General features: G+C 63.4%; 25 protein-coding genes. 11 read left to right on the forward strand and 14 right to left on the reverse strand.

Going from position 1 to position 23810, the window contains the following annotated elements; genetic code table 11:
- The first annotated feature begins 115 nt into the window (after positions 1 to 115).
- A complete protein-coding gene (locus EOC94_RS22150; protein ID WP_127293458.1) occupies positions 116 to 1549 on the forward strand; it encodes a DHA2 family efflux MFS transporter permease subunit in 1434 nt (477 codons plus the stop codon).
- Positions 1550 to 1798: 249 nt separating this feature from the next.
- Here the strand turns inward: EOC94_RS22150 and EOC94_RS22155 are convergent, their stop codons facing one another.
- The 12 genes from EOC94_RS22155 to EOC94_RS22210 all read right to left on the reverse strand — a co-directional run bounded on the left by EOC94_RS22155 (position 1799) and on the right by EOC94_RS22210 (position 12813).
- A complete protein-coding gene (locus EOC94_RS22155; protein ID WP_185928306.1) occupies positions 1799 to 2686 on the reverse strand; it encodes an amidohydrolase in 888 nt (295 codons plus the stop codon).
- The gene (locus EOC94_RS22160; protein WP_185928307.1) at positions 2686 to 3762 is read right to left on the reverse strand and encodes a VWA domain-containing protein; all 1077 of its coding nucleotides are present in this window, start codon (positions 3760 to 3762) and stop codon (positions 2686 to 2688) included. The genes EOC94_RS22155 and EOC94_RS22160 overlap by 1 nt, the downstream gene beginning before the upstream one ends.
- A gap of 53 nt (positions 3763 to 3815) precedes the next feature.
- Positions 3816 to 4697, reverse strand: a complete 882-nt coding sequence (locus EOC94_RS22165) for a MoxR family ATPase (RefSeq protein WP_095482628.1) — start codon at positions 4695 to 4697, stop codon at positions 3816 to 3818.
- A gap of 9 nt (positions 4698 to 4706) precedes the next feature.
- Entirely contained in the window at positions 4707 to 5717 is a 1011-nt protein-coding gene (locus EOC94_RS35100) for a molybdopterin cofactor-binding domain-containing protein (protein WP_127293464.1), read from the reverse strand.
- A gap of 1 nt (position 5718) precedes the next feature.
- Complete coding sequence (locus EOC94_RS35105; RefSeq protein ID WP_127293466.1) at positions 5719 to 7086, reverse strand: xanthine dehydrogenase family protein molybdopterin-binding subunit; 1368 nt, start codon at positions 7084 to 7086, stop codon at positions 5719 to 5721.
- 14 nt (positions 7087 to 7100) lie between these two features.
- Positions 7101 to 7583, reverse strand: coding sequence for a (2Fe-2S)-binding protein (locus EOC94_RS22180; RefSeq protein WP_127293468.1), 483 nt, complete (start codon positions 7581 to 7583; stop codon positions 7101 to 7103).
- Between the two features lie 50 nt (positions 7584 to 7633).
- Positions 7634 to 8428, reverse strand: a complete 795-nt coding sequence (locus EOC94_RS22185; RefSeq protein WP_127293470.1) for an FAD binding domain-containing protein — start codon at positions 8426 to 8428, stop codon at positions 7634 to 7636.
- A 31-nt stretch (positions 8429 to 8459) separates the two neighbouring features.
- A complete protein-coding gene (locus EOC94_RS22190; RefSeq protein ID WP_127293472.1) occupies positions 8460 to 8903 on the reverse strand; it encodes an SRPBCC family protein in 444 nt (147 codons plus the stop codon).
- A gap of 103 nt (positions 8904 to 9006) precedes the next feature.
- Complete coding sequence (locus EOC94_RS22195; RefSeq protein WP_127293474.1) at positions 9007 to 9834, reverse strand: AraC family transcriptional regulator; 828 nt, start codon at positions 9832 to 9834, stop codon at positions 9007 to 9009.
- 326 nt (positions 9835 to 10160) lie between these two features.
- On the reverse strand, positions 10161 to 10928 hold the full coding sequence (locus EOC94_RS22200) for an SDR family oxidoreductase (protein ID WP_127293476.1): 768 nt from the start codon (positions 10926 to 10928) through the stop codon (positions 10161 to 10163).
- Positions 10929 to 11033: 105 nt separating this feature from the next.
- Positions 11034 to 12032 carry an ABC transporter permease gene (locus EOC94_RS22205; RefSeq protein ID WP_126105818.1) on the reverse strand — a complete coding sequence of 333 codons (999 nt, stop codon included), beginning with the start codon at positions 12030 to 12032 and terminating at the stop codon, positions 11034 to 11036.
- Between the two features lie 40 nt (positions 12033 to 12072).
- Positions 12073 to 12813, reverse strand: a complete 741-nt coding sequence (locus EOC94_RS22210) for an ATP-binding cassette domain-containing protein (RefSeq protein ID WP_095482940.1) — start codon at positions 12811 to 12813, stop codon at positions 12073 to 12075.
- A 430-nt stretch (positions 12814 to 13243) separates the two neighbouring features.
- Between EOC94_RS22210 and EOC94_RS22215 the strand changes: the two genes are divergently transcribed.
- On the forward strand, positions 13244 to 14233 hold the full coding sequence (locus EOC94_RS22215; protein WP_095482939.1) for a sugar-binding protein: 990 nt from the start codon (positions 13244 to 13246) through the stop codon (positions 14231 to 14233).
- Between the two features lie 135 nt (positions 14234 to 14368).
- Entirely contained in the window at positions 14369 to 15166 is a 798-nt protein-coding gene (locus EOC94_RS22220; protein ID WP_095482938.1) for a FadR/GntR family transcriptional regulator, read from the forward strand.
- Positions 15167 to 15372: 206 nt separating this feature from the next.
- Here EOC94_RS22220 and EOC94_RS22225 read toward each other — a convergent pair whose 3' ends face one another.
- Positions 15373 to 16299, reverse strand: coding sequence for an NAD(P)-dependent oxidoreductase (locus EOC94_RS22225; protein WP_127293478.1), 927 nt, complete (start codon positions 16297 to 16299; stop codon positions 15373 to 15375).
- Positions 16300 to 16454: 155 nt separating this feature from the next.
- Here EOC94_RS22225 and EOC94_RS22230 point away from each other — a divergent pair, with 155 nt between their 5' ends.
- Both EOC94_RS22230 and EOC94_RS22235 read left to right on the forward strand, forming a co-directional pair.
- On the forward strand, positions 16455 to 17351 hold the full coding sequence (locus tag EOC94_RS22230; protein WP_095482936.1) for an NAD(P)-dependent oxidoreductase: 897 nt from the start codon (positions 16455 to 16457) through the stop codon (positions 17349 to 17351).
- Positions 17352 to 17451: 100 nt separating this feature from the next.
- Positions 17452 to 18228, forward strand: coding sequence for a FadR/GntR family transcriptional regulator (locus EOC94_RS22235; RefSeq protein WP_127293480.1), 777 nt, complete (start codon positions 17452 to 17454; stop codon positions 18226 to 18228).
- 45 nt (positions 18229 to 18273) lie between these two features.
- On the opposite strand, the gene EOC94_RS22240 is transcribed toward EOC94_RS22235, so the two are convergent.
- Complete coding sequence (locus EOC94_RS22240; protein ID WP_095482934.1) at positions 18274 to 18561, reverse strand: DUF3175 domain-containing protein; 288 nt, start codon at positions 18559 to 18561, stop codon at positions 18274 to 18276.
- Positions 18562 to 18797: 236 nt separating this feature from the next.
- Between EOC94_RS22240 and EOC94_RS22245 the strand changes: the two genes are divergently transcribed.
- From EOC94_RS22245 to EOC94_RS22270, 6 genes are all read left to right on the forward strand, one after another.
- Entirely contained in the window at positions 18798 to 19970 is a 1173-nt protein-coding gene (locus EOC94_RS22245) for an MFS transporter (protein WP_127293556.1), read from the forward strand.
- 281 nt (positions 19971 to 20251) lie between these two features.
- A complete protein-coding gene (locus EOC94_RS22250; RefSeq protein WP_127293482.1) occupies positions 20252 to 21223 on the forward strand; it encodes a squalene cyclase in 972 nt (323 codons plus the stop codon).
- 132 nt (positions 21224 to 21355) lie between these two features.
- A complete protein-coding gene (locus EOC94_RS22255; protein ID WP_095482933.1) occupies positions 21356 to 21679 on the forward strand; it encodes a metalloregulator ArsR/SmtB family transcription factor in 324 nt (107 codons plus the stop codon).
- Positions 21676 to 22086 (forward strand): SRPBCC domain-containing protein, encoded by a 411-nt coding sequence (locus tag EOC94_RS22260; RefSeq protein ID WP_127293484.1) that lies wholly within the window; start codon positions 21676 to 21678, stop codon positions 22084 to 22086. Before EOC94_RS22255 ends, EOC94_RS22260 begins: the two co-directional genes overlap by 4 nt.
- 135 nt (positions 22087 to 22221) lie before the next feature.
- Positions 22222 to 22437 carry a hypothetical protein gene (locus EOC94_RS22265; protein ID WP_127293486.1) on the forward strand — a complete coding sequence of 72 codons (216 nt, stop codon included), beginning with the start codon at positions 22222 to 22224 and terminating at the stop codon, positions 22435 to 22437.
- Positions 22438 to 22674: 237 nt separating this feature from the next.
- A complete protein-coding gene (locus EOC94_RS22270; protein ID WP_127293488.1) occupies positions 22675 to 23703 on the forward strand; it encodes a LacI family DNA-binding transcriptional regulator in 1029 nt (342 codons plus the stop codon).
- The last annotated feature ends 107 nt before the right edge of the window (positions 23704 to 23810 follow it).

Consider the following 23810-nt stretch of genomic DNA (forward strand, 5'->3'; position numbering starts at 1 on the left):
TGGGCCATGTCTGGACGGCGCCGCCCAAATGCTGTTCAAACCGGTGCGTCATCGATTTGCCGGATAATTGCATGGTTCCCAGTGTCGCGGGAAAAACTCTCGTACAGTTCTGCGCATGACCGCCATTCCCGAAAACGAAGCCTTGCCCGAAAGCGCGACACAGGCGCGTCGCGTGGCGCTGATCGTCGCCGTTGCCTTCTTCATGCAGCTTCTGGATTCGACGATCATCTCGACATCGCTGCCGCAGATGGGAGAATCTTTCGGCGTGCCGGCGGTGGCGATGAGCATCGGCATCACCGTCTATATGCTGACCATGGCGGTGTTCGTGCCGCTGTCGGGCTGGCTCGCCGACCGCTTCGGCGCGCGCAACATCTTCCTCGTGGCGATCGCGCTGTTCGCGCTGGCCTCGATCGCCTGCGGCATCTCGCAGAACCTGACCCAGTTCGTCGCCGCGCGTGCGGTGCAAGGCCTGGGCAGTGCGTTGATGACGCCGGTCGGGCGAATCCTGGTGCTGCGCAACGCACCGAAGTCCGAGCTGCTCAATGCCACGGCGCTGATCACCTGGCCGGCGCTGTTCGCGCCGGTGATCGGGCCGGTGCTCGGCGGCTTCATCACCACCTATCTGTCCTGGCACTGGAATTTCTTCATCAACATTCCGCTCGGCGTGGCCGGCCTGGCGCTGGTCGCCCGCTTCATCCCCGGCGACCGCGAGTCCGAGACCAAACCGCTCGATTGGCCAGGTTTCTTTTTGACCTCGGTCGGGCTTGCTTGTCTGCTTTACGGTCTCGAGCGCATCGCGCATGCGGAAGACGGCACCTTGCCGACCGTGGCGCTGCTTGTGGCCGGCACCTTGATCGGCTGGCTGGCGGTGCGGCATCTCGCGCGCACAAAAAATCCGCTGCTCGATCTCACAGCGTTCAAGGTGCAGACTTTCGCCCTATCGACGCTGTCGGCTGGGACCATTTTCCGGATCGCCATCAACGCCACGCCGTTCCTGCTGCCGCTTTTGTTCCAGGTCGGCTTCGGGCTGAGCCCGGTGGATGCCGGCATGCTGATCCTCGCCTATTTCCTAGGTAATCTCGGCATGAAGGCGGTGACGACACCGACGCTGAAGCGCTTCGGCTTCCGTTCTGTGCTGGTCATCAACGGCGTGATCGCATCGCTGTCGATCATGGCCTGCGCGGCGATCTCGCCGCAGACCCCGCAAGCGCTGGTGGTGGCGCTGATGCTGATCGCCGGACTGTCGCGTTCGATGCAGTTCACTGCGCTCAACACGCTGGCCTTCGCTGATGTGGCCCCGCCGCAGCGCAGCTCGGCGGCGACGCTGTCCAGCATGCTGCAGCAGGTGGCGATGCTGTTCGGCGTGGCGATCGCCGCGGCGCTGCTCAACTTGTCGCAGATCGCGAGGGGCGGGCCGGCGCTCGACCTCACAGACTTCCGCCTCGCCTTCCTGGCGATCGGCGCTATCGGGCTCGCGGCCTCGTTCCGCTTCCTGGCGCTGCCACCGGCCGCGGGCGCCGAGGTCTCGGGTCATCATCCGCAGAATTGAGACCGGCGGCAGTTGTCCGTCCTGTGTCGGCGGAGGCGGGGAGCTTTTCCTTCTCCCCTTGTGGGAGAAGGTGGATCGGCGCGTGGCGCCGAGACGGATGAGGGGGTGTTGGAAGAAATGCAGCGTAAAAAGATCGAGGGATTTTAAGTGCTTAGTTCTTCAAGATAGCGATCCTTCCAGCACCCCTCATCCGACCGAGCTTCGCTCGGCCACCTTCTCCCACAAGGGGAGAAGGAAAGGGGGGCTGCGCTACCCCGGCCGATATACCTTCTCCGCAGTGTTCCAAAAGATGTTCGCCTCGGCGGCCGCGCCGTGCTTGGCCACCGCCTCCCGGTGCGCCTTGATCAGTTCGGCGTGGCTGGTCCAAAGTTTCTCGATTGGGAAGTTCGAGCCGAACATCAGATGATCGCTGCCGAGCATGTCGATCGCGTTGTCGACGATGTAAGCGATCAGCGCCGGGTCGTTGCGGTGGACGAAGGTGCCGAGGCCGGAGAGCTTGGCATAGAGGTTGGGCGCGGCTGAAAGCGTGCGCACTCCGGTCTTCCAGGCCTCCGTGGTCTCCGGGTCCATGCCGGTCAGCATGCCGGCATGGGTGAGGATGAAATTCGTTTCCGGGTTCTCTGCGACAAGCGTCAGCCCGTCCTTCATCTGGGCCGGGAAAAGCTGCAGGTCGAAGGACAGGCCATAGTCCTTCAGCCGCGCCACATTGGCCCGCACCTTCGGGTCGACGACCTGATCGGGCGCGGCGGCGAAGCGGAAGGCCGGCGTTTCGTGCCAGTGCAGCTGCATGCGCACGCCGCGCAGCAGCGGATATTTTTTCAAGCGATCGATCTGGGGGCGGACATCGTCCACCGTCATATCGGCATAGCCGACGATGGCATGCGGCCAGCCGGTTTCGTCAGCTGTCTTCTGCAGGAAGGCGACTTCGGTCTCGAAATCCTCCTTCGCCCAGTTGGTCTGGACATAGACCGCCTTCTCGACGCCGGAGCCTTTCTGATCGGCCAGGAATTCCTCGATCGGATAGTCGCGGCGGATCGGTTCATAAGGTCCGAAGATGCGCGGCACCATCGGCCCGCGCAGCCAGGGCTGATCCTCTTGGCGCCAGATGTGGAAATGCGCGTCGATCGCCTTTTGCATCATGAAGCCCTTTTCCAGATTGCTGCGGCCGCCGGAGCGGGGCGGGCGAGCGACAGGATGAAATCGGAGAGACCCGAGATCGACGAGCCGTCGACCAGATCGTCGAGCACCGGCAGGATGGCGCGAAGTGCTGCCGTCGCCGGCTGGAAACGCGGATCGCCGGCCAGCGGCGTCGCCAGCGAAAGCCGGAAGGCGCGGGCGCTCAGCCGACGCATCGCCGTTTCCAGCTCGGCATGATCGCCGCGCTCCAGCGCGTCCGACAGGATGACAATCGCTGCCCCGCGCGCGAAAGCGGAAAAGCGCGGCACCGACAGGAAGGCGAGCAGCGTCGGTCCCATCCGGGTGCCGCCGTCCCAGTCGTCGACCAGCGCTGCCACGCGGGCCAGCGCCTGGTCGCGGTCGCGGATGCGCAACGCCCCGGTGATGCGGGTCAGCCGCGTGCCGAAGGTGAAAATTTCAGCCCGGTCTGCGCCCTGCACCGCCGCATGCGCCAGTTTGATATAGTCCGATGTATGCAGCTTCATCGAGCCCGACACGTCGATCAGGATCAGCAGCTTGCGCGGCACGGTCTGCCTGCGGCGCAGCAGCGGCGATGGCACGTCGCCGTCGGCGCTGACGATTTCCCGCAGCGACCGGCGCAGATCGAGCTTGCCGCGCGCGTGCGCGCGCACGGTGCGGAAGGAGCGGCGGGCGGGCAGGGCGGCGGAAAGCTTGCGGCGGAAGGCGGCCAGCCCGTCGCCGTCGCGCTGAAAGTCGCGGGCGCTCAACTGTTCGGCGCCAGACGATAGCTCGCCACCTTCCTCCTGGCGCGCCACCTCGCTCTCTTCGTCGCTGGAGCCGCCGTCGTCCTTGATGCGGGTTTCTTCGTCGGCCTCGCCTTCGACCGCGGCCGCGGGGTTGCCGTAGAAATGGCTTTGGAAATGCGCCTCGAATTCGTCGCGGCGGTCGGGCGGTGGCGCCAACGTGGCAAGGGCGGCCTCGTGGATGTCATTCATCGAGCGCGGGCCAAGCAGCGCCACCGCCTGCATGAAGCCGGACACCTGCTCGGGCGCCACCGGAAAGCCATAGCGGCGCAGCAGCCGTCCGAAGCCGAGCAAGGGCGCAGCCGCCCGGGGCAAGGCTGTGGCGCTCACGCCAGTGCCTCCTCGACGATCCGGCCAAGCTCAGGCGCGATGTAGGACAGATCCTCCTCGTCCTTGATCAGCACGCCGATGGCGCGGCGGAACGCTTCCGGCCACGGGCTGCCGCCTTTTTCGAGGATCGTCGCGGCGTTCGCCCATTCGACCGCTTCGGCGATGCCCGGCGGCTTGGCCAGCGGGCGGGCGCGGATGTCGCGCACGGCAGAAGCCACGGCACGTGCGGTCGCCTCGGCGACTTCACCGGCGCGCAGCATGATGATCTCGGCCTCGCGCTCGGCGCCGGGATAGGTGATCCAGTGGTAGACGCAGCGCCGCCGCAGCGCTTCCGCCAGCTCGCGGGTGCGGTTCGAGGTCAGGATGACGATCGGCTGCGCCGTCGCGCGGATGGTGCCGCGCTCGGGAATGCTGATCTGGAAATCGGAAAGGAATTCCAGGAGCAGCGCTTCGAACTCATGGTCCGAGCGATCGATCTCGTCGACCAGCAGCACGCGTTTTTCCGGCGCCTTCAGCACCTGCAGCAGCGGTCGCGCGATCAGAAAACGGTCGTCATAGATGTCGACCTCATGCTCGCCGGCATGGCGGATTGCGAGCAACTGGCGCTGGTAGTTCCATTCGTAGAGCGCATGCGCGGCATCGATGCCCTCATAGCATTGCAGCCGCACCAGATCGCGCCCGAGCAGCTCGGCTATCGCCTTCGCCGCTTCCGTCTTGCCGACGCCGGGCGCGCCTTCGAGCAGCAGCGGCTTGCCCAGCCTGATCGCCAGGAAGATGGCGGTCGCCAGGCTCTCGTCCGCCAGATAGCGCGAAGCGGCGAGGCGCGATGCCACCGCCTCCGGCGAGGTCGCGACAGTTTCGGCGCTTCTCTTGGGCATTTCCAACACTCAGTTTGGCGCGCCGGCTTGCGCCTTCAGCGCCCGTAGGATGCGCTCCGGTGTGATCGGCAGCGTGTCGATGCGCACGCCGACGGCGTCGAAGACGGCGTTGGCGACCGCCGGGATTTGCGGGTTGGCGCACATCTCGCCCGGCCCCTTGGCGCCGTACGGCCCATCGGCCGAGGGCCGTTCCAGCACGATGATCTCGGTTTGCGCGAGATCACCCGGGCCCGGCATAAGATATTGGTTGAAGTCGGTGCCGCCATGATCGCGATTGGGATAATAGGGTTCCGTCGTCTCGTAGAGCGCGTGGCTGATGCCCATCCACGAGCCGCCGACAAGCTGCTGCTCGACCATTTTCGGGTTCAGCGCGCGGCCGATCTCAAAAACGTTCTTGACCGTCAGCACGGTGACCTCGCCGGTCTCGTCATCAACCTCGACCTCCGCCACCGTGCAGGCATGCGCATAGCAGGTCGACGGCTTCATCGCGCCGGTCTCTTTTTCGGGGTACGAGCGCGGGATGAGGAACATGCCACGGCCGGAAATCGAGCGGCCGCGCTTGAAATGCGCCGACAGCGCGACATCGAAGATCGAGATCGATTTCTGCGGCGCACCCTTGACCAGGATATTGCCCAAGCCGTCGGTCTCGAGGTCCGAGGCATTCACTTCCAGCTCCTCGGCCGCCACTTCCAGCATCACCTGGCGGGCTTCCCTGGCCGCCTGGATGACGGCGTTGCCGGCGCGATGCGTGCCGCGCGAGGCGAAGGTGCCCATGCAGTGCGGGCCGGTGTCGGTGTCGGCGGTGTCGACGACGACGCGTTCGGTCGGCACGCCGATCGTCTCGGCGCAAATCTGCGCCATGATCTGTTTCATGCCCTGGCCGAGATCGACTGATGACAGCGTCACCATGAAATTGCCGGTCGGCGTCGAATGCACTAGCGCCTGGGTCGGGTCGCCGCCGAGGTTCATGCCGGTCGGATAGTTGATCGCGGCAACGCCGCGTCCGCGCCTGATCGCCATCTCAAGCTCCCTTCGTGTAGGACGACATGGAGAGGTACTTTTCCGCCACCGGCCAGTTGGCGGCACGCGAGGCTTCCTGCATGCACTCGATCAGCGCAGCGCCTTCGGTCGGCTGGCGATGCGCCTTCATGTCGCCGTCGCGGTAGGCATTGATGAAGCGGAATTCGAGCGGGTCCATGCCGATCAGCCGGGCGAGCTTGTCCATCTGCACTTCCAGCGCGAAATCGCCGATGGTGACGCCGAAGCCGCGCATGGCGGAGGAGGGGGTGCGGTTGGTGTAGACGCAGTAGGTATCGATCCAGACGTTCGGGATGGTGTAGGGACCAGGATAGTGGCCAGCGCCCTTCTGCGCGCCATAGGGTGAGTGGCGCGAATAGGCGCCGGCATCGGTATAGCCGGTGACCTTGCGGGCGACGATGCGGCCGTCCTTCATGACGCCGTCCTTGATGACGACCTTTTCCGCTGCGCGCGGCGAGGAGATCTGCATCTCCTCCTCGCGGCTGTAGATGAAGGAGACCGGACGCCCGGTCAGCTTGGCGCCGAGGATGGCGATTGGCTCGACGATGACGTCGACCTTGCCGCCGAAACCGCCACCGACGGTGCCGCCGACGAAATGCAGCTTGTTGCCGGGCATCTGCAGGATGATCGAGGCATTGTCGAGGGTGAAGAACATCGCCTGCGTGTTGGTGTAGCAGGTGAAGCGGTCATTGCCCTCTGGGGCGACGATGCAGCCGGTCGTCTCGGTCGGCGCGTGCTCGATCGGCGACGACTGGTAGGTTTGTTCCAGGATATGGTCGGCCCCGGCGAAACCGGCCTCGACATCGCCGAAGCGCACCTTGCGGCATTCGCCGCTGTCATAGAGGTAATAATTCTGGCCGTGATATTCGTTCACTATCGGTGCGCCGGGCTTCAGCGCTTCCTCCATGTCGAAGACGGCCGGCAGCACCTCGTAGTCGACCTTGACCTTGGCCGCCGCTTCCTGTGCGGCACGCTCCGTCTCAGCCAGCACCGCCACCACCGCCTCGCCCTTCCAGCGCACCTTGCCGTCGGCCAGCACCGTCTCGTCTTCCGGCCCGATCTGGATCAGGATCAGGATGGTGTAGACATTGTGCGGCACATCCTTGGCGGTCAGGATTTTCACCACGCCCGGGTGCTTCTCGGCCTCTGATATGTCGATGCTGCGGATGCGGGCGTGGTGGTGCGGGCTGCGCACCATCTTCAGATGCAGCATGCCGGGAAAATTGCGGTCGGCGAAATAGGCGGTCCTGCCGGTGACATGACCGGGTGAATCGGAGCGCGGCCGGGGCTGGCCGATCTCGTGGAGATCATCCTTGCGCTGGTCGGCGAAATAGCTCTTGCGGAGTTCCATCTTTTTGACTCCCCTCAAGCCGCGTGCTGCGAATTGGACCGTGCGGCGGTCAGCACCGCCTGGATGATCGGCTCGTAGCCCGTGCAGCGGCAGATATTGCCCGACAGCGCCTCGACAACATCCTCGCGGCTGGGGTTCGGCGTGTGGTCGAGCAGCACCTTGGCCGCCATGATCATGCCCGGCGTGCAGAAGCCGCATTGCGTGGCGAAGGCGTCGAGGAAGGCGCGCTGCAAAGGATGCAGCACGCCGCTCTCCGAAAGCCCCGACGTCGTGGTGATGGTCGCGCCGTTGCAGGTCTCGGCCAGCGTCAGGCAGGATAGCCTGAGTTCGCCGTCGATGATGACCGAGCAGGCGCCGCATGTGCCTTGGTGGCAGCCGCCTTTCGGCGAGGTGTCGTTGATCTTGTCGCGCAATGCGTTGAGCAGCGTCGTTCCGCTGTCGATGAATTCGGCCTTTTCCGCGCCGTTGAGCGTGAACTGAACCGGGACCTTTGCCATGTTTTCCTCCTTGCGCTCAGCCAAGCAAGCGCGCGCCCCAATGAGCAATTTCAGCCGAGCAGCAGCCGGCCGAGATGGACTGGCAGGACTTCATTGCGATACCAGGCACTGGCGATCGGATCGGTGACGGGCGAGGTGCCATCGCTCGCGACAGTCAGTGCCGGCGCGATGCCGTCGCTGGTCAGCGTCCGGCCTACCAATGCCTTCTCCGCCGCCTTCGCACGCATCGGACGGTCGGCCATGCAGCCAAGCGCGATCCGCGCCGAAGACACGGTGCCGTCCGGAGCCTGCTCCAGCACGGCGGCGATGCTCAGCACCGAGACGCCCTTCGGCTTGACCCTCGACACTTTCAGGAAACGAAGGCCGCCATCTGCCGGAAGGGTGAAGCCGACCGCGGTGATGATGGCGTGGTTGCTTTCGCGTTTTGCCAGGAAGGTTTCGATCGGTAGGTCGCCCCCATCGGTGCTGACGGTGGCATCCAGTGCCAGCAGCGCGACGGTGAAATCGCCATAGGGCGCCGGGGCGAAGAGATTGCCGCCGACTGTCGCCATGTTGCGGATCGCCGGGCCGCCGACGGCGCGCGCCGCGCCGCTAAGCGCAGCGAGATCCGGGTGACGGGCGATCGCCGCCATGGTCACCGAAGCGCCGATGCGGACCTCGCTGCCGGAAACGGTGATGGCCGACAGCACCGGTTCGGTCGACCTGATAAGGCTGGAGACCGAGACATCGCCTTCATTGGCGGCGCGCACGACCAGCGTGCCGCCGCCGAGATAGCGGGTGCCGGCGGCTTTCAGCGCCGCATTCGCGTCCTTGACCGTCGAAAAAGTCTGCAATGCAAGCGCCATGGAACGCTCCTGTTTGTCAGCCCAATTCAGTTCAACCTTGACCGGTGAAATGATTCTTCAGGGCGTTGAAGCCGCCCTGGAAAACGTTGGCGCCCATGCCCTCGGCCAATTTGTCGGCCTCTTCCGGAGCAGCGTCGAAGCTGGCGGTCCATTCGGCATAGGTGCGGTCGCCGTCGGTCACCCGCCGCAATTGCAGTGTCGCCTTGTGATTGGTGAGCGGCTGCGGCGTCTCCAGGATGGAATAGCTGACAAGGAAATTGTCGTCGGAGAAGTCGAGCAGCTTTTCGCGGATACGGGCGCCGCTGGCGAGCTCGAAATTGCGCACGCAGCCGATCGTGCCGGCATCCTTGCCGTCCTCGATATGGCTCTCGACCATGCGCGGGTGCCAGCTCGGCAGGCCGTTGAAGTCGCGTATGCGCGCCCAGACCTTTTCGACCGGTGCGTCGATGACGCTGGAGATGGTGACTTTCGCCATATGATCGTTCCCTTGCGAATATGTATGTCGCGAGGGTAGGGCGGCGAGCCCGGCGGCGCTTATCAATGCGTCTTGAACGCCTATCAAATAGTCTGAAAATGGTTCAGGAAATGGCCCGCGCCGCCTCGCGATAGAGTGTCGGCGGAACGCCGACATGGTCGCGGAAGAAGCGCGAGAAATTGCCCTGCGTGGTGAAGCCTAGATTGCAGGCCACTGAGATCAGCGGCTCCTGCGACCACTGCAACTGCCGCACCGCTTCTTCCATGCGCAGCGTGTTCCAATAGACGTTGGGCGTCAGATTGGTCTGCTCCTTGAACAGCGCGAAGAAATGTGGCCGCGACAGGCCGACGCTGCGCGCCACGTCATCGAAGCAGATGCGCTCGCAGACATTGGCCTTCATCAGCTGGATCGCCTTGCGGACGCGGAAGTCCTGCATGGTATGGACGCGGGCGCGCGTCACCGGCGGAGCCGAAGCGTCGGCAGCATCGAGCACGCTGTCGATGAAGCGTTCGATCTCGTAATTGGCGATGTCGTCGATGCTCTCATTGTCGCTGAGATGGTCGAGAAGGTTGGCTGCCGCCTTGTGCAGCCAGGGCTCCAGTGTGATCGCCGGCGTCGAGAACAGCGGCGCGGCGGACGGCAAATCGCGGCGGCGGCGCGCCCAGTCCGGATCGATGTAGAAGGCGAGGAATAGGCCGGGCCGGCCGTCGCGAGACAGAGCGTGGCTGTGCGGCTGAAAGGAATTGATGCCGGCGGCGGTGCCCGGCCCAAGCCGCACCGTCTCGCGGCCGATTGTCATCTCGCCGGCCGTACCTTCCAGCCAGATGATGATGTGCGCCTCGACATGGGCATGGGTGACGAAGTCGCTGGCGACGTTCAGGACAGAAACATGTCCGAACCGGCCCCAGTAGAGCCTGATCGCTTCCGTCATGGGTATATCCTCCCGCAGGCGACTGGCCTCCCTTCGCCTGCAATGGGGATAGTGCGGCGCGCTTCATGTCCGCGTCAAGGCGCATGCGCACGCCTGGCGCCTGCGATAAGCTATAGCAGCGGATTTTCAGACTGAGCGATAGCTTAGCGCCCCTTCTCCCCTTGTGGGAGAAGGTGGATCGGCGCGTTAGCACCGAGACGGATGAGGGGTGTTGGAAGAAATGAGGCGGTGGATCGTTGCTATTGCCAAGCTGGAACACCCCTCATCCGACCTCGCTTCGCGAAGCCACCTTCTCCCACAAGGGGAGAAGGTGAAGGCGCCACCTCTCAAACCGACGCGGTCAGGCCGCCGTCGACATAAAGCGTATGGCCGTTGACGAAGGACGATGCATCCGACGCCAGGAAGACCGCGGCGCCGATCAGTTCATCGACATTGCCCCAGCGTCCGGCCGGCGTGCGCTTCTCCAGCCAGGCAGAAAATTCCGGGTTGTCGACCAGCGCCTGGTTCATCTCGGTGCGGAAATAACCGGGCGCGATGGCATTGATCTGCAGGCCGTGTTTCGCCCAGTCGGCGCACATGCCCCTGGTCAGGTTCCTGATCGCGCCCTTGGTCGCCGTGTAGGGGGCGATGCCGGTTCTGGCGAGCTCGCTTTGCACCGAACCGATGTTGATGATCTTGCCTTTGCCGCGCGGGATCATGTGCCGGGCCACCGCCTTGCCGGCGTGGAAGGCGCCCGAGACATTGGTCTTGAACAGGCGCTCCCACTGCTCCTCGGGAAAATCCTCGAGCGGGGCGCGGAACTGCACGCCGGCATTGTTGACGAGGATGTCGATGGCACCGATCTGGGCCTCGATCCGGGCAATATCCTCATCGACTGCATGAAAATCGGTCACGTCGAAGATCGAGGCATGCGCCTTGAATCCGGCGCCGTCCAGCCTTGCCACCGCACCAGCGACCTTGCCCGGATCGCGGCCGTTCAGCACCACGCTCGCGCCATGCTCGGCAAGGCCCCGCGCCAGGGCAAAGCCGATTCCTTGGCCGGAACCGGTGATCAGCACCAGCCGCCCGTCGAGGCTGAAGAGGGATTTCACCATCAGACTGTCTTTTGTTTGACCATGGTCTTATCCGAACCGAAGGTCAGCGCCGCAAAACCGACTTTTGCTTTCGCTGGCGCGGACCTTCGGTTCGGGATCATGGTCCTATTCGTTGCGCCTGAAATTGCGTAACCGGTCGAACAGGACCGCCATCAGAATAGCGCCGCCAATAAAGGTACCTTGCCAGAACGCATTGATGCCGAGCAGGCCGAGACTGTTGCGGATCACCTCGATCAGCGCTGCGCCGACGACGGCGCCAAAGGCAGTACCCATGCCGCCCGCCAAATTGGCGCCGCCGATGACGGTGGCGGCGATAACCTGAAGCTCCATGCCGTTGCCGAGATTGGTGGTGACGGCGCCCAGCCAGCCGGTCTGGATGATGCCGGCAACGCCCGCTGCCAGCGCCGAGATCATGTAGACCGCGACCTTGATCTGGCGCACCGGAACGCCGGTCAGCGTCGCCGCATGCTCGTTGCCACCGATGGCGAAGATGTGCCGGCCGAATTTCGTCCAGCGCAGCACGAAGCCGGTGATCAGCGCCAGCAAGATGGTGTAGAGCACCGGATTGGCGATGCCGAACACCCAGGCGCCGCCGCCCAACGCCAGAAGCTTGTCGTGATCGGGCCCGAACTGGAAGACGACGGTGTTGTTGGAGGCGACCATGGCCAGGCTGCGGGCGATCGACAGCATTCCGAGCGTCACCACGAAGGGCGGAAAGCCGAGATAGGCGATCAAAATGCCGTTGAAGGCGCCGATAATCAGCGCTGTCGCGATCGCAGCGGCGATGCCGACCTCGATGCCGTAGCCGGCATGCATGGTGACGGCCAGCACCATCGAGCACAGGCAAAGCACCGAGCCGACCGACAGGTCGATGCCGCCGGTGATGATGACGAATGTCATGCCGAGCGCAACAATGGCGACGAAGGTGACGTTGCGGGTGATGTTGTACAGGTTCTTGGTCGTGGCGAAGGAATCCGTGGCCACGGACAGGAACAGACAGGCGAGGATGACCGCGATCACCACCCAGAAAGTCTGGCTGGCAAACACCCTGCTCAGCAAAGTGTGCTGTTTCTGCGCGATCGTCTGGTCAAGAGTTACTGCCATCGTCGACCTTTATTTGCTTGCGTGGTGGAACCCGCTGACATCAAACCTGTTCGATGGCGCCGGTAATGAGCCCGGTGACTTCCTCGGGCGAACTCGACGCGATCGTCTTGTCGGCGACCTTGCGGCCGCGCCGCATGACGATGACGCGATCGGCAACATCAAAGACGTCTGGCATGCGGTGACTGATCAGCACGACCGCAATGCCCTGGTCGCGCAGATGGCGGATCAGGTTCAGCACCTCGGCGACCTGCCGGACCGAGATCGCCGCCGTCGGCTCGTCCATCAGCACGATCTTGGCTTGCGAAAGCATGGTGCGGGCGATCGCCACCGCTTGCCGCTGGCCGCCCGACATCTGCTTGACCAGGTCGCGCGGGCGGGTCTCGGATTTCAGCTCGGCAAAGATCTGGCCGGCGCGCTTGTACATCGCGGCGTAGTCGAGGATGCGAAACGGGCCGATGCCGCGGCGCAGCTCGCGTCCGAGATAAACATTGGCGGCGGCCGTCAGATTGTTGCACAGCGCGAGATCCTGATGGACGATCTCGATGCCGTGCTGGCGCGCCTCCACCGGCTTGTGCAGGATCAGATCCTTGCCGTCCATCTGCATCGTGCCATGGCTCGGGGGGAAATTGCCGGCGATCATCTTGACCAGCGTCGACTTGCCGGCGCCGTTGTCGCCCATCAGGCCGACCACCTGTCCGGCCTCGATCGAGAGCGAAACGTCGTTGACAGCCTGGATGGCGCCGAAATGTTTCGAGATATTGGTGAGTTCGAGAACCGACACCAGACTGCTTCCTCCCCGTGCTTTCGGCCAGCGGTTCTGCCGCGGCCCTCGCTCTTTCCCGGCCCCTCCCGGAAACAGCGCTTTCGCCCATTTACGCACATGCCCCCTTGGCGTCAACAGTGGCTTCTTTCGAAAAATCCGTTTTGTAGGACAAATAGCAATTGACGTTCGTCGCAAGCCGATATTAGCTAAGCGTCGGAGGAGATTATGCCGATCTCCTGTTCCGGCTCGCCGGGCGGAGTAGGCGGAGGTTTATCGGTCGAGGATCTGGCAGCGTCCGTATCGCGCTGGTCTGCTACCGCATCTGGAAATGCTTATCGGCCCGGCTTGGCGACACGAGCGCTCGCGAAACGAACCTCTGTCATCGCTTGATCCGGGCTGGTCTGTGTGGCGGGCACGCCGTGTCCGTCTGTTTCAAGGGAGGACTGACATGAGGAAATCACTATTGCTCGCCGCCGTCGCCGTCATGGCGTTGGGTGCCGGGCCGGCTTTGGCCAAGAAACAGCTCGTCATCGTGGTGAAGGGGCTCGACAATCCGTTCTTCGAGGCCATCAACCAGGGTTGCCAGAAATGGAACAAGGAAAATGCCAGCTCGGAGTATGAGTGCTTCTACACCGGCCCGGCATCGACCTCGGACGAGGCCGGCGAAGCCCAGATCGTTCAGGACATGCTGAGCAAGCCCGATACAGTGGCGATGGCCATTTCGCCGTCCAACGCGCCGCTGATCGCGCAGACGATCAAAAGCGCCAATCCGTCGATCCCGATCATGACGCTCGACGCCGACCTCAGCAAGGAAGATGCGGGGCTGCGCAAGACCTATCTCGGCACCGACAACTACCTGATGGGATACAAGATCGGCGAGTACATCAAGAAGGGCAAGCCGGATGGCGGCAAGATCTGCACCATCCAAGGCAATCCGGCGGCCGACAACATCCTGCGCCGCGCCCAAGGCATGCGCGACGCGCTTACAGGCCAGAAGGATCTCCCGGCGCTCGCCGGCGAGGGCGGCTGGACCGAAGTTGCCGGCTGCCCGGTGTTCACCAATGACGACGGCGCCAAGGGCGTGCAGGCGATGACCGATATCCTCGCCGCCAATCCCGATCTCGACGCCTTCGGCATCATGGGCGGCTGGCCGCTGTTCGGCGCGCCGCAGCCCTATCGCGACCTGTTCAAGCCGATGGCCGACAAGATCGCCAAGAACGAGTTCGTCATCGGCGCCGCCGATACGATCGGTGATGAAGTGGCCATTGCCAAGGAGGGTCTGGTGACCGCGCTGGTCGGCCAACGGCCGTTCGAGATGGGCTACAAGGCGCCCTCGGTGATGATCGACCTGGTCGAAGGCAAGCCCGTCGCCGATCCGGTCTTCACCGGTCTCGACGAGTGCACCAAAGATACGGTCGACACCTGCATCCAGAAGTAGGTTCGCAGTTTTCGGGGCGTCCGATCGACGGGCGCCCCGTCACGCCGGTTCATGAAACGTGCGAGGCGACATTGCCGGGGCGAACCGCTCCTGCTTTGCCGCGCCTTGAGTTCAGCCTGCACCGGGGGAACGTGGATGCCGGACGCAAGACCGAAAAAGCGACTTACCACGGTCAAGGAACGGGCCAAGATCAAGGCACGGGCCGCCCGTCCGGTCGGCGCTCGCCGTGCCGACGCGGCGCTGATCCCCGGATCGAGCGTGCATGCGTCGCTGGCCAACGAGATCGGTCTTCGGATCGTGCGCGGCGACTATCCGCCGGGAACCATCCTGCCCAACGAAGCTAAATGGTCGGAGACCTTCGACGTCAGCCGCTCGGCGGTGCGCGAGGCGATCAAGATGCTGATGGCCAAGAGCCTGCTGGCCTCGCGCCCCAAGATCGGCAGTTGGGTCGAGCCGAAAGAGCGCTGGAACCTGCTCGATCGCGACGTGCTCGCCTGGTACGCGACGGCGCCCGATCGCGAAATGTTCCTGCGCACGGTGCAGGAGTTTCGTCACATCATCGAGCCGGAAGCCAGCGCCTTTGCCGCGATCCGGCGTAGCGACGAACAGATGGCCGAGATCAGCCAGGCCTGCCGGGAGATGGGGGAGGCGGCGACGCTGCCGGAACGCACCCGCGCGGATACCCGTTTTCATCTGGCCATCCTGCGTGCCTCGGGCAACGATCTCCTGGTGCCGCTCGGCGTGCTGATCGAATCGGCGCTCGACCACCTCTTCGTTTTCGTCACGCGCGAAACCAGCGACCAGCCTCGGGCGCAGGCGCTGCATGAGGCCATCGAGAAGAACATCCGTCTCCAGCGGCCGGCTGCAGCCCGCACGGCAGTGCACAGACTGCTCGCCAACACTGACGACGTTATCGGACGGTCACGGCGGTAATTCATCCAGCAAGGCTGGCGCCGTCTGCCCCTGCCTTACGTTGGCGATTGGCGAAAGCCGAAGTGACGTCCAATCTCCCCCCCTTGCGGGGGAGATCGGCCGCTTCGCCGACCGCGCCTACTCCGGAATGAGGGTGCCCGGCAGGCAGCCGAGGGGGCAGCGCCAGCCTTGACCAAACACTAAGGTCGGTCACCTCAAATCTTCTACTACTTGCCGTCCTTGCTCGGTGTCAGGTCGACGCCGTTGATCTTGCCGATATGCGTTGCCAGCATCGGCACATATTGATCGGCGGGCCCGGCGGCGAAGGCGCCGGCGAAGGCGTTCTTCGTGGCATTGCCGAGCGGGTTGGCGATGCCGGCAGCACCCGCCATCGATTCGAGATAGGTGAGGTCCTTGAAGGCGTTGGCGATGGTGAATTTGTGCGCGTCGCGGTCGCCTTCGAGCGTCCAGCGCATGAAGGTCTGGTAGAAGCCGCAATCCATGCGGCCGTTGCGGATGACGCTGTCGAAGCGCGGCGGCGAGATGCCGACCTTCTGCGCCAGCGCCAGCGCCTCGGAATAGATCGCCGCATAGCCCAGCGAGATGAAATTGTTGAGCAGCTTCATGCGGTGGCCGTCGCCGGTGTCGCCGATATGAACGATGCGCCCGGCCCAGGTGTCGAGCACCGGCTTCAGCCGGGCAAAGACCGCGTCGGACGCACCGACCATGGCGTCGAGCGTGCCCTCCCACGCCTCCTTCGGCGTGCGGCTGAGCGGGGCATCGACATAGTCGACGCCGAGCGCCTTGAGTTGGGCGGCAAGCGCTACGGTCGAGGTCGGATCCGAGGTGGAGCAATCGACGACCACCGAGCCCTTTTTCAGGCCCTCCTTGAGGCCGCCGGGTCCGCGGATGATGGCTTCGACCTCGCGCGAGCCGGTGACGCAGATGAAGACGATATCGGATGCCGCTGCGACATCGCGCGAGGTCGCCGCTTCCTTTGCGCCACGGCCGAGCAGGTCTTCCGCCGGAGCGCGGTTTTTGCGGCCGAGAAACGTCAGGGGATAGGCTTTGTCGACGATGTTCTTCGCGATCCCGTGGCCCATCAAGCCAAGTCCGATGAAGCCGATCTTTTCGCTCGCGGCAGTCGTGTTCATGTCGTGTCGTCCTGTGTTGCTGATGTCGATGACGGCGCTGCGCTTTGGCAGGCGAATTGTTGAAGCGGGTTTTTGCCGCAGACGGTTGGCAGGCGATTGCGGAATGCCATATTGTCTGACAATACACATGAATCCTACGGAATGTGGAGAGCAAAATGACCAAGCGGATCATGTTCACCGGCGGCAGCGGCAAGGCCGGGCGTCATGTCGTGCAGTATCTGGTCGAGCAGGGCTGCCAGGTGCTCAACATCGATACCAAGCCGCTCGACAATCCCAAGGTGCGCACGCTGATCACCGATATCACCGACAGCGGGCAGGTGTTCAATGCACTGTCCAGCTATATGGGCCTGCACGAGTTCGACCCGTCGCTGCGCGCGCAGCCGGTCGATGCCGTGGTGCATTTCGCGGCGATCCCGCGCATCATGATCACGCCCGACAACGAGGTGTTCCGCATCAACGCGCTCGGCACCTACAATGTCATCGAGGCGGCGGTGAAGCTCGGCATCCGTAAGGTGGTGATCGCCTCCAGCGAGACGACCTATGGGCTGGTCTTTGCCAACGAGCCGCGCGACCCGACGCATTTCCCGCTCGACGAGGACTATGATGTCGATCCGATGGACAGCTATGCGCTGTCCAAGATCGTCAACGAGAAGACGGCGCGTGCCTTCGCGCTGCGCAGCGGCATCGACATCTACGCTCTGCGCATCGGCAACGTCATCGAACCGCACGAATATTCGCTGTTTCCGAAATGGTTCGCCGATCCGGGTTTCCGCAAGCGGATCGCCTGGAGCTACATCGACGCGCGCGATCTCGGCCAGATCACGTTGCGCGCTATCGAGAAGGACGGGCTCGGCTATCAGGTGTTCAACGCCGCCAACGACGACACTTCGTCCGACCTGCCGACGGCCGAACTGCTGAGGCGGTTTTATCCTGACGTGCCGGTTAAGGGCGAACTTGGCGAATACGAGACGCTGCTCTCCAACCGCAAAGCGCGGGACGTGCTCGGGTTTCGTCCTGAGCATAGCTGGCGGAAATACGTCAAGACGGCCTGACAGGGCGTCGATCCTGGCTGATCTGTGCACGGCGGCCGGGTTTCCAACCCGGGGTCTTTCCCGTGCTTGACAGTCTTCGGAATCCGGACTTTGTGAGCACATGCGGGACGGCAAGCCGAATAAGGGAAAAACACCGGCCAAGGCGGCGTCCGCCGAGCGCCCGACCGCCGTTCGCCGTGCGGATGCGGCGCGCATGCCTGGATCGAGCGTGCATGCGTCGCTGGCCAATGAGATTGGTCTGAGGATCGTGCGCGGCGACTATCCGCCGGGAACCATCCTGCCCAACGAAGCCAAGTGGTCGGAGACCTTCGACGTCAGCCGCTCGGCGGTGCGCGAAGCGATCAAGATGCTGATGGCCAAGAGCCTGCTGGCCTCGCGCCCCAAGATCGGCAGCTGGGTCGAGCCGAAAGAGCGCTGGAACCTGCTCGATCGCGACGTGCTCGCCTGGTACGCGACATCGCCCGACCGCGAGGTGTTCCTGAAAACGGTGCAGGAGTTCCGCCACATCATCGAGCCGGAAGCGACCGCCTTTGCCGCGATGCGGCGCACGGACGAGCAGATGGCTGAGATCAGCCAGGCCTGCCGGGAGATGGGGGAGGCGACGACGCTGCAGGAGCGCACCCGCGCCGATACGCGTTTTCATCTGGCCATCCTGCGTGCCTCGGGCAACGATCTCCTGGTGCCGCTCGGCGTTCTGATCGAATCGGCTTTCGATCATCTGTTCGCCTATACGACGCGGGAGCTGGACGATTTGCAGCATGCGCAGAAGCTGCACGAGGCGATCGAGAAGAGCATCCGCCTGCAGCGGCCGGATGCGGCGCGCAACGCGGTCCGCAAGCTGTTGGCCAACACCGACGGCGTCATCAAGTCGCGCTGACAAAGCGCGTCGGATGTCGCGCCCGCGAAGTTTCCTGCCGGCGCCTTAGTCTTCTCGCGGACGCCCAAACGCTGCGCGCAGTTCGTCCTTGGCGTCCTCCAGCACTTTCTTCTGCTTGGCCGGCAGGTTCTTACCGGCACGGTTGATGTAGAAATTCAGCATCGACATGGCGGACTGGAACGGCTCGGCCTTGCGCCGATCACTGTGCTCGGCCGATCGCTTGAGCGAGGCCGCGATCTTCTTGGGGTCGTGGGATTCGAAGACATGTTCCTCGAGGTCCAGCGCATCGCTGTGCTCGTTCACCTCGGCCGACCATTTCCTTTTCGCGGTCATGACAACCTCCTTCCATCGGTGAGTTAATGGAAAACTCCGGGACGGCGGCCACTGTTCCATTTCAGCTTAAATCCCTGGAGCCACGGATTGCGTGATGTGGCGCTGCACGGCGCCACGAATGTGCCGATAGTGGTGTTGAACCGGTCGATTTTGCAGAACCGCGGACAGGAAACGCCTTGATCACAACCGTCTCTAGCCAGGCAAGCAGCCCCGGCATCGACAGCGCCTATGCCTGGATGCGGCTCGGCATCTCGATGCTGCTGTCGACGATCGGCGGTGTCGGCATGTGGGCGGTGGTCGTGGTCCTCCCCGCCATGCAGGCGGAATTCGGCGTCGATCGCGCCGCCGCGTCGATGCCCTATACCGCGACCATGGTCGGCTTCGCCGTCGGCAATGTTGCGATCGGTCGCGCCATCGACCGCATGGGCTACTGGATACCGGCGCTCATTGCTTCGGTGGCGCTCGGTGCCGGTTTCCTGCTGGCGTCGCTGACCACCTCGGTGCTGCAGTTCACCCTTGTCCAGGGTGTTTTGATCGGCGTCGGCACCTCGGCGATCTTCGGGCCGTTGATCGCCGACATCTCGCACTGGTTCAACCGCCGGCGCGGCGTCGCGGTGTCGGCTGCCGCTGCCGGCAGCTATCTCGCCGGGGCGATCTGGCCGATGGTTATGCCCTATATCATGCAGAGCGAAGGCTGGCGTTTCACCTATGCCGCGATCGGTGTCGTCTGCCTCGCGACCATGGTGCCGCTGATCCTGCTGCTCAGGCGCGGCGCACCACGCGTCGCCATTTCCGGTTCACCCGGCAGCCGGCCCGTCCAGCCGATATCGCTGTCGCCGGCAGCCCTGCAGGTGCTGCTCGTCGTCGCCGGCCTTAGCTGCTGCGTGGCGATGTCGATGCCTCAGGTCCATATCGTCGCCTATTGCATGGACCTCGGCTATGGCGTTGCGCGGGGCGCCGACATGCTGTCGATCATGATGGCGGCGGGCGTCGTCAGCCGGCTGGCGTCCGGCTTCCTTGCCGATCGCATCGGCGGCGTGAAAACCCTGCTAATCGGCTCGGTGCTGCAAGCCTTGTCGTTGTTGCTCTACATCCCCTTCGACGGGCTCGCCTCGCTTTACGTCGTCTCGCTGGTCTTCGGCCTGTCGCAAGGCGGCATCGTGCCTTGCTATGCCATCATCGTGCGGGAATACATGCCGGCCCGAGAGGCCGGCCAGCGCGTAGGCATCGTCATCATGGCGACGATCTTCGGCATGGCGATCGGCGGCTGGATGTCGGGCTGGATTTACGATCTGACCGGTTCCTATGCCGCCGCGTTCCTCAACGGCATTGCCTGGAACCTGCTGAACATAGCGGCCATGGTGCTGCTGCTGTGGAAGGCACGGCGCAGCGCCACGGCGATTGCGTGAAGCGGAGAATGGAGCTGGCTGGCCTGCCAGGCCTGTCGACGGCCAGAGCCAGCGAAATAACCAACACGGCGTAAAAAAACCCGCCTCAGGGACGGGTTGCTGGCGCAAATCAGCACCATGCCTAAATACCTAGCATATCTGCCGTCATTTAGCAACGGATCACGAGTTTCGGGCGGTGTCTCAGTTTGAATTTCGGCCCACGCCCCATTGCAGATGTCAGCTATGCCTACCAGCGACACACGCTGTAATGTCAATTCTAAGTTGTTAACTGGACGGCTCAGATGACTGACGCAGGCGATGTGATTGCTTGGCTTCTCGATTCCGACCCGGCGATCCGCTGGCAAGTGATGCGCGACCTCCTCGACACTCCGGAAGCGGAGTGGGTGGCTGAACGGGCTAAGATCGAAACCTTCGGCTGGGGAGCCAAGCTTCTGGCTTGCCAAGATGAGGACGGGCAGTGGGCGGCAGGCTCTTTTGTCCCGTGCGGTTTCAAACCTCAAGACTGGGAAAAGTTCGGCCAGCCTTGGACGGCAACAACCTTCTCGCTCTCGCAGCTTCGCGAGTTTGGTTTCGACCCATCGTCGGATCGTGCGAAGCGGATCGTCGAGTTGGTTGGCCTCAACTCGCGCTGGGATGAGGGTGGCCAGCCCTATTGGGAGGGGGAAGTTGAAGAGTGCATCAACGGGCGAACTGTTGCTGACGGTGCATATTTTGGAGCCGATATTTCATCCATTGTTGTTCGGCTGCTTGGCGAGCGTCTCGATGACGGCGGTTGGAATTGCGAGAGGGCCAATGGTTCGATCCGCTCGTCGTTCCACACCACGATCAATGTGCTGGAAGGGCTGTTGGAGTATGAGAAAGCGACCGTCGGCACATCCGAATCCAGAGAAGCTCGCCAATCTGGAGAGTCGTTCCTTTTGGAGCGTAGCCTCTTCCGACGTCTAAGCTCGGGAAACCCTGCGGACGATCAGTTTCTGTGTCTCCATCACCCCAACCGCTGGCATTACGACATACTGCGTGCGCTGGACTATTTCCGTTCCGCGTCCATGCTTACTGGTGCCGAACCTGATCCGCGGCTTGCCGACGCCATCGCCCACCTCCGCTCCAAGCGCCTGGCAGATGGCACTTGGCCTCTCGACTGGACTCCTAAAGGGCAGGTATGGTTCGAGGTCGACGCCGGCCCGGGTAAGCCGTCCAAGTGGGTGACCCTGCGAGCAATGCGGGTGCTCAAATGGTGGAAACAGCGCGCTTGAAACGCTCGGTGACTATAGTCTGCAATCGACGGTAGCAAAACTGTGACGCGGATGCCGGTCCACGTTCCTGCTTGACTTACACATATCTCGTCGGTTATCGGTTCATCAATAGCCAATGAGTTATCGATCGCGATGCCGCAGCCCCACGAAATCCTTTTCAGAACGCTTGCCGATCCGACGCGACGGGCCATCTTCGAGCGGCTGTGTCGCGATGGAGACCAGACGGTCGTGGCCCTGACGGCTCGGGCCGGGGTCTCGCAACCGGCCGTGTCAAAGCATCTTGGGGTGCTGAAGCAGGCCGGGTTGGTGCGCGACCGCCACGAAGGCCGCAACACGCACTATAGCGCGGAGCTCGGCGCCTTGGCCCCGCTGATCGACTGGACAAACCAAATGACCGGGTTCTGGAAAAGCCGGTTCGACGACCTCGAAGATCTGCTCAAAAGGATGGACCAATGACCAATACTGCGACCGAAACGCGCTCCGTCGTTGTCGAACGAGAAGTCGCTTTTCCGCCGGAAAAGATTTGGCGCGCGCTCACGCAATCGCACCTGATCGAGGAGTGGCTGATGAAGAACGATTTCAAGCCGGACGAGGGTCACCGTTTCAATCTTAGCGCGGACTGGGGGGCGGTCGACTGTCAGGTCCAGGCAGTCGAGCCCAACAAGTCGCTGTCCTACACGTGGGATACCAAGGATCTCAAAAGTGTCGTCACGTGGACGCTCACCCCTACGAGCACAGGGACCCATCTGCGCATGGAGCAGATGGGTTTCCGGCCGGATCAGCAACAGTACTACCAGGGCGCAAAATACGGCTGGCAGCGGTTCTTTGCGAACCTGGAGCAGGTCCTGGCGCGGATAGAGTGAGGCGCGCCGGCACCAATAGGCATCTGCGATGAACGCAATGGCCAACAAGACGTCCATCAAATCAAACAAGGTTGCAAGGAAGGTCGCCAAGCGGGTCGCCCGATCCGCTTCGGCTCGTCTTCAGGGGAGGTCCTCATGAACTGGATTCGGCAATTCCACCGCTGGCTGTCGATCATTTTTACGGCGGTCGTCGCCGCTATCTTCATCACGTTGGGCGTAGGTGTGGAGCCCGCCTACTGGGTATACCTGATGCCGCTGGTCCCGCTCGCCTTGCTCATGCTCAGCGGTCTGTACTTGTTCGCGTTGCCCTATGCCGACAGGTGGCGCAGCAGCAGACGACGCACGGCGTAGAGGCGATGGACGAGAAGACACCTGCAAATCCACCCACAGCCGAAATTCAAACTGAGACCTACCCGAGTTCGATCAGCAGTCCTGGCCCGTTCGCTTGACAATAGGGTAAGGCTGCGCGACGCCAGGCGGCAGCCATAATCTCTGGCAAGCATGGGTTGGCATGGCGACAGTGGCAAAGACGCTGAATAGCATTTCGCGGCCGCGCTTCGGCGAAGGCGCCGCGTTCGGGGCAAGGCTGTGACCAAACCGCGCTCGCGCCGCGGCGGCGGCCGTCCGACCATCGCCGATGTCGCGCGCAAGGCCGGCGTCGGCGCCATCACTGTATCGCGCGCCCTGCGTGAGCCGGAGCGTGTCTCGGAAGATTTGCGCCGCCAGATCCAGGCGGCCGTCGATGAGCTCGGCTATTTGCCCGACCCGAATGCGCGAGCGCTGGCTTCGGCGCGCGCCGAAGTCTTTGGCGTGCTGGTGCCGTCGCTCACCAACAGCGTCTTTGCCGAAGTGCTGCGCGGCATCTATGACAGCCTGTCCGACAGCTCCTACCGCATCCAGCTCGGCAACACCCATTATTCCGGTCTCGAGGAGGAACGGCTGCTGCAGGTTTTCGGCCCGCAGCGCCCCGCGGCGCTGATCGTGGCGGGCATCGACCAGACGCCGACGTCGCGAAGACTGCTCGAGACGGCCGGCTGCCCGGTGGTTCAGGTCATGGAGACCGGGCCCGATCCGGTCGACATGATGGTCGGCTTCTCGCATTTCGACGGCGGCAAGGCGGCGACGGAGCATATGATCGAAATGGGCTACCGCCGCATCGGCTTCATCGGCGCGCGCATGGACCCGCGCTCGCAGCGTCGTCTGGCCGGCTATCGAGCGGCGATGGAGGCGGCCGGTTTGTTCGACGCGCGGCTGGTCACCACCACGCCGGTGCCATCCAGCGTGACGCTCGGGCGCGAATTGTTTCGCGACGCGCTGGCCAAGATGCCGACGCAGGATGGGGTTTTCTGCAACAATGACGACATCGCGCTCGGCGTGCTGTTCGAGTGCCATCGCGCCTCGATCGCCGTGCCGAAGACGATCGGCATCACAGGCTTCAACGATCTCGACATGATGGAAGTGGCCTTTCCGTCGGTCACCAGCGTCCGGACGCCTCGCTACGAGATCGGCCGGCGCTCGGTCGCCATGGCGCTCGCGGCGATTTCAGGCAAGCGGCCGCAAGAACCGGTTGTCGACCTCGGCTTCGAGCTCAAGCGCCGCGAGAGCACGGCCCGCTGAAAGCACTTTGCAGGCATTGCGAAATGCCGCTTTACACTACGTCATGGTAGCGCTACCATCTACCTCTGGGCGAAACTCGCGGCAAAGACTGAAGTCTGTTTATTATA

Source organism: Mesorhizobium sp. M6A.T.Ce.TU.016.01.1.1 (assembly GCF_003997065.1).
Classification (GTDB): Bacteria; Pseudomonadota; Alphaproteobacteria; order Rhizobiales; family Rhizobiaceae; genus Mesorhizobium; species Mesorhizobium mediterraneum.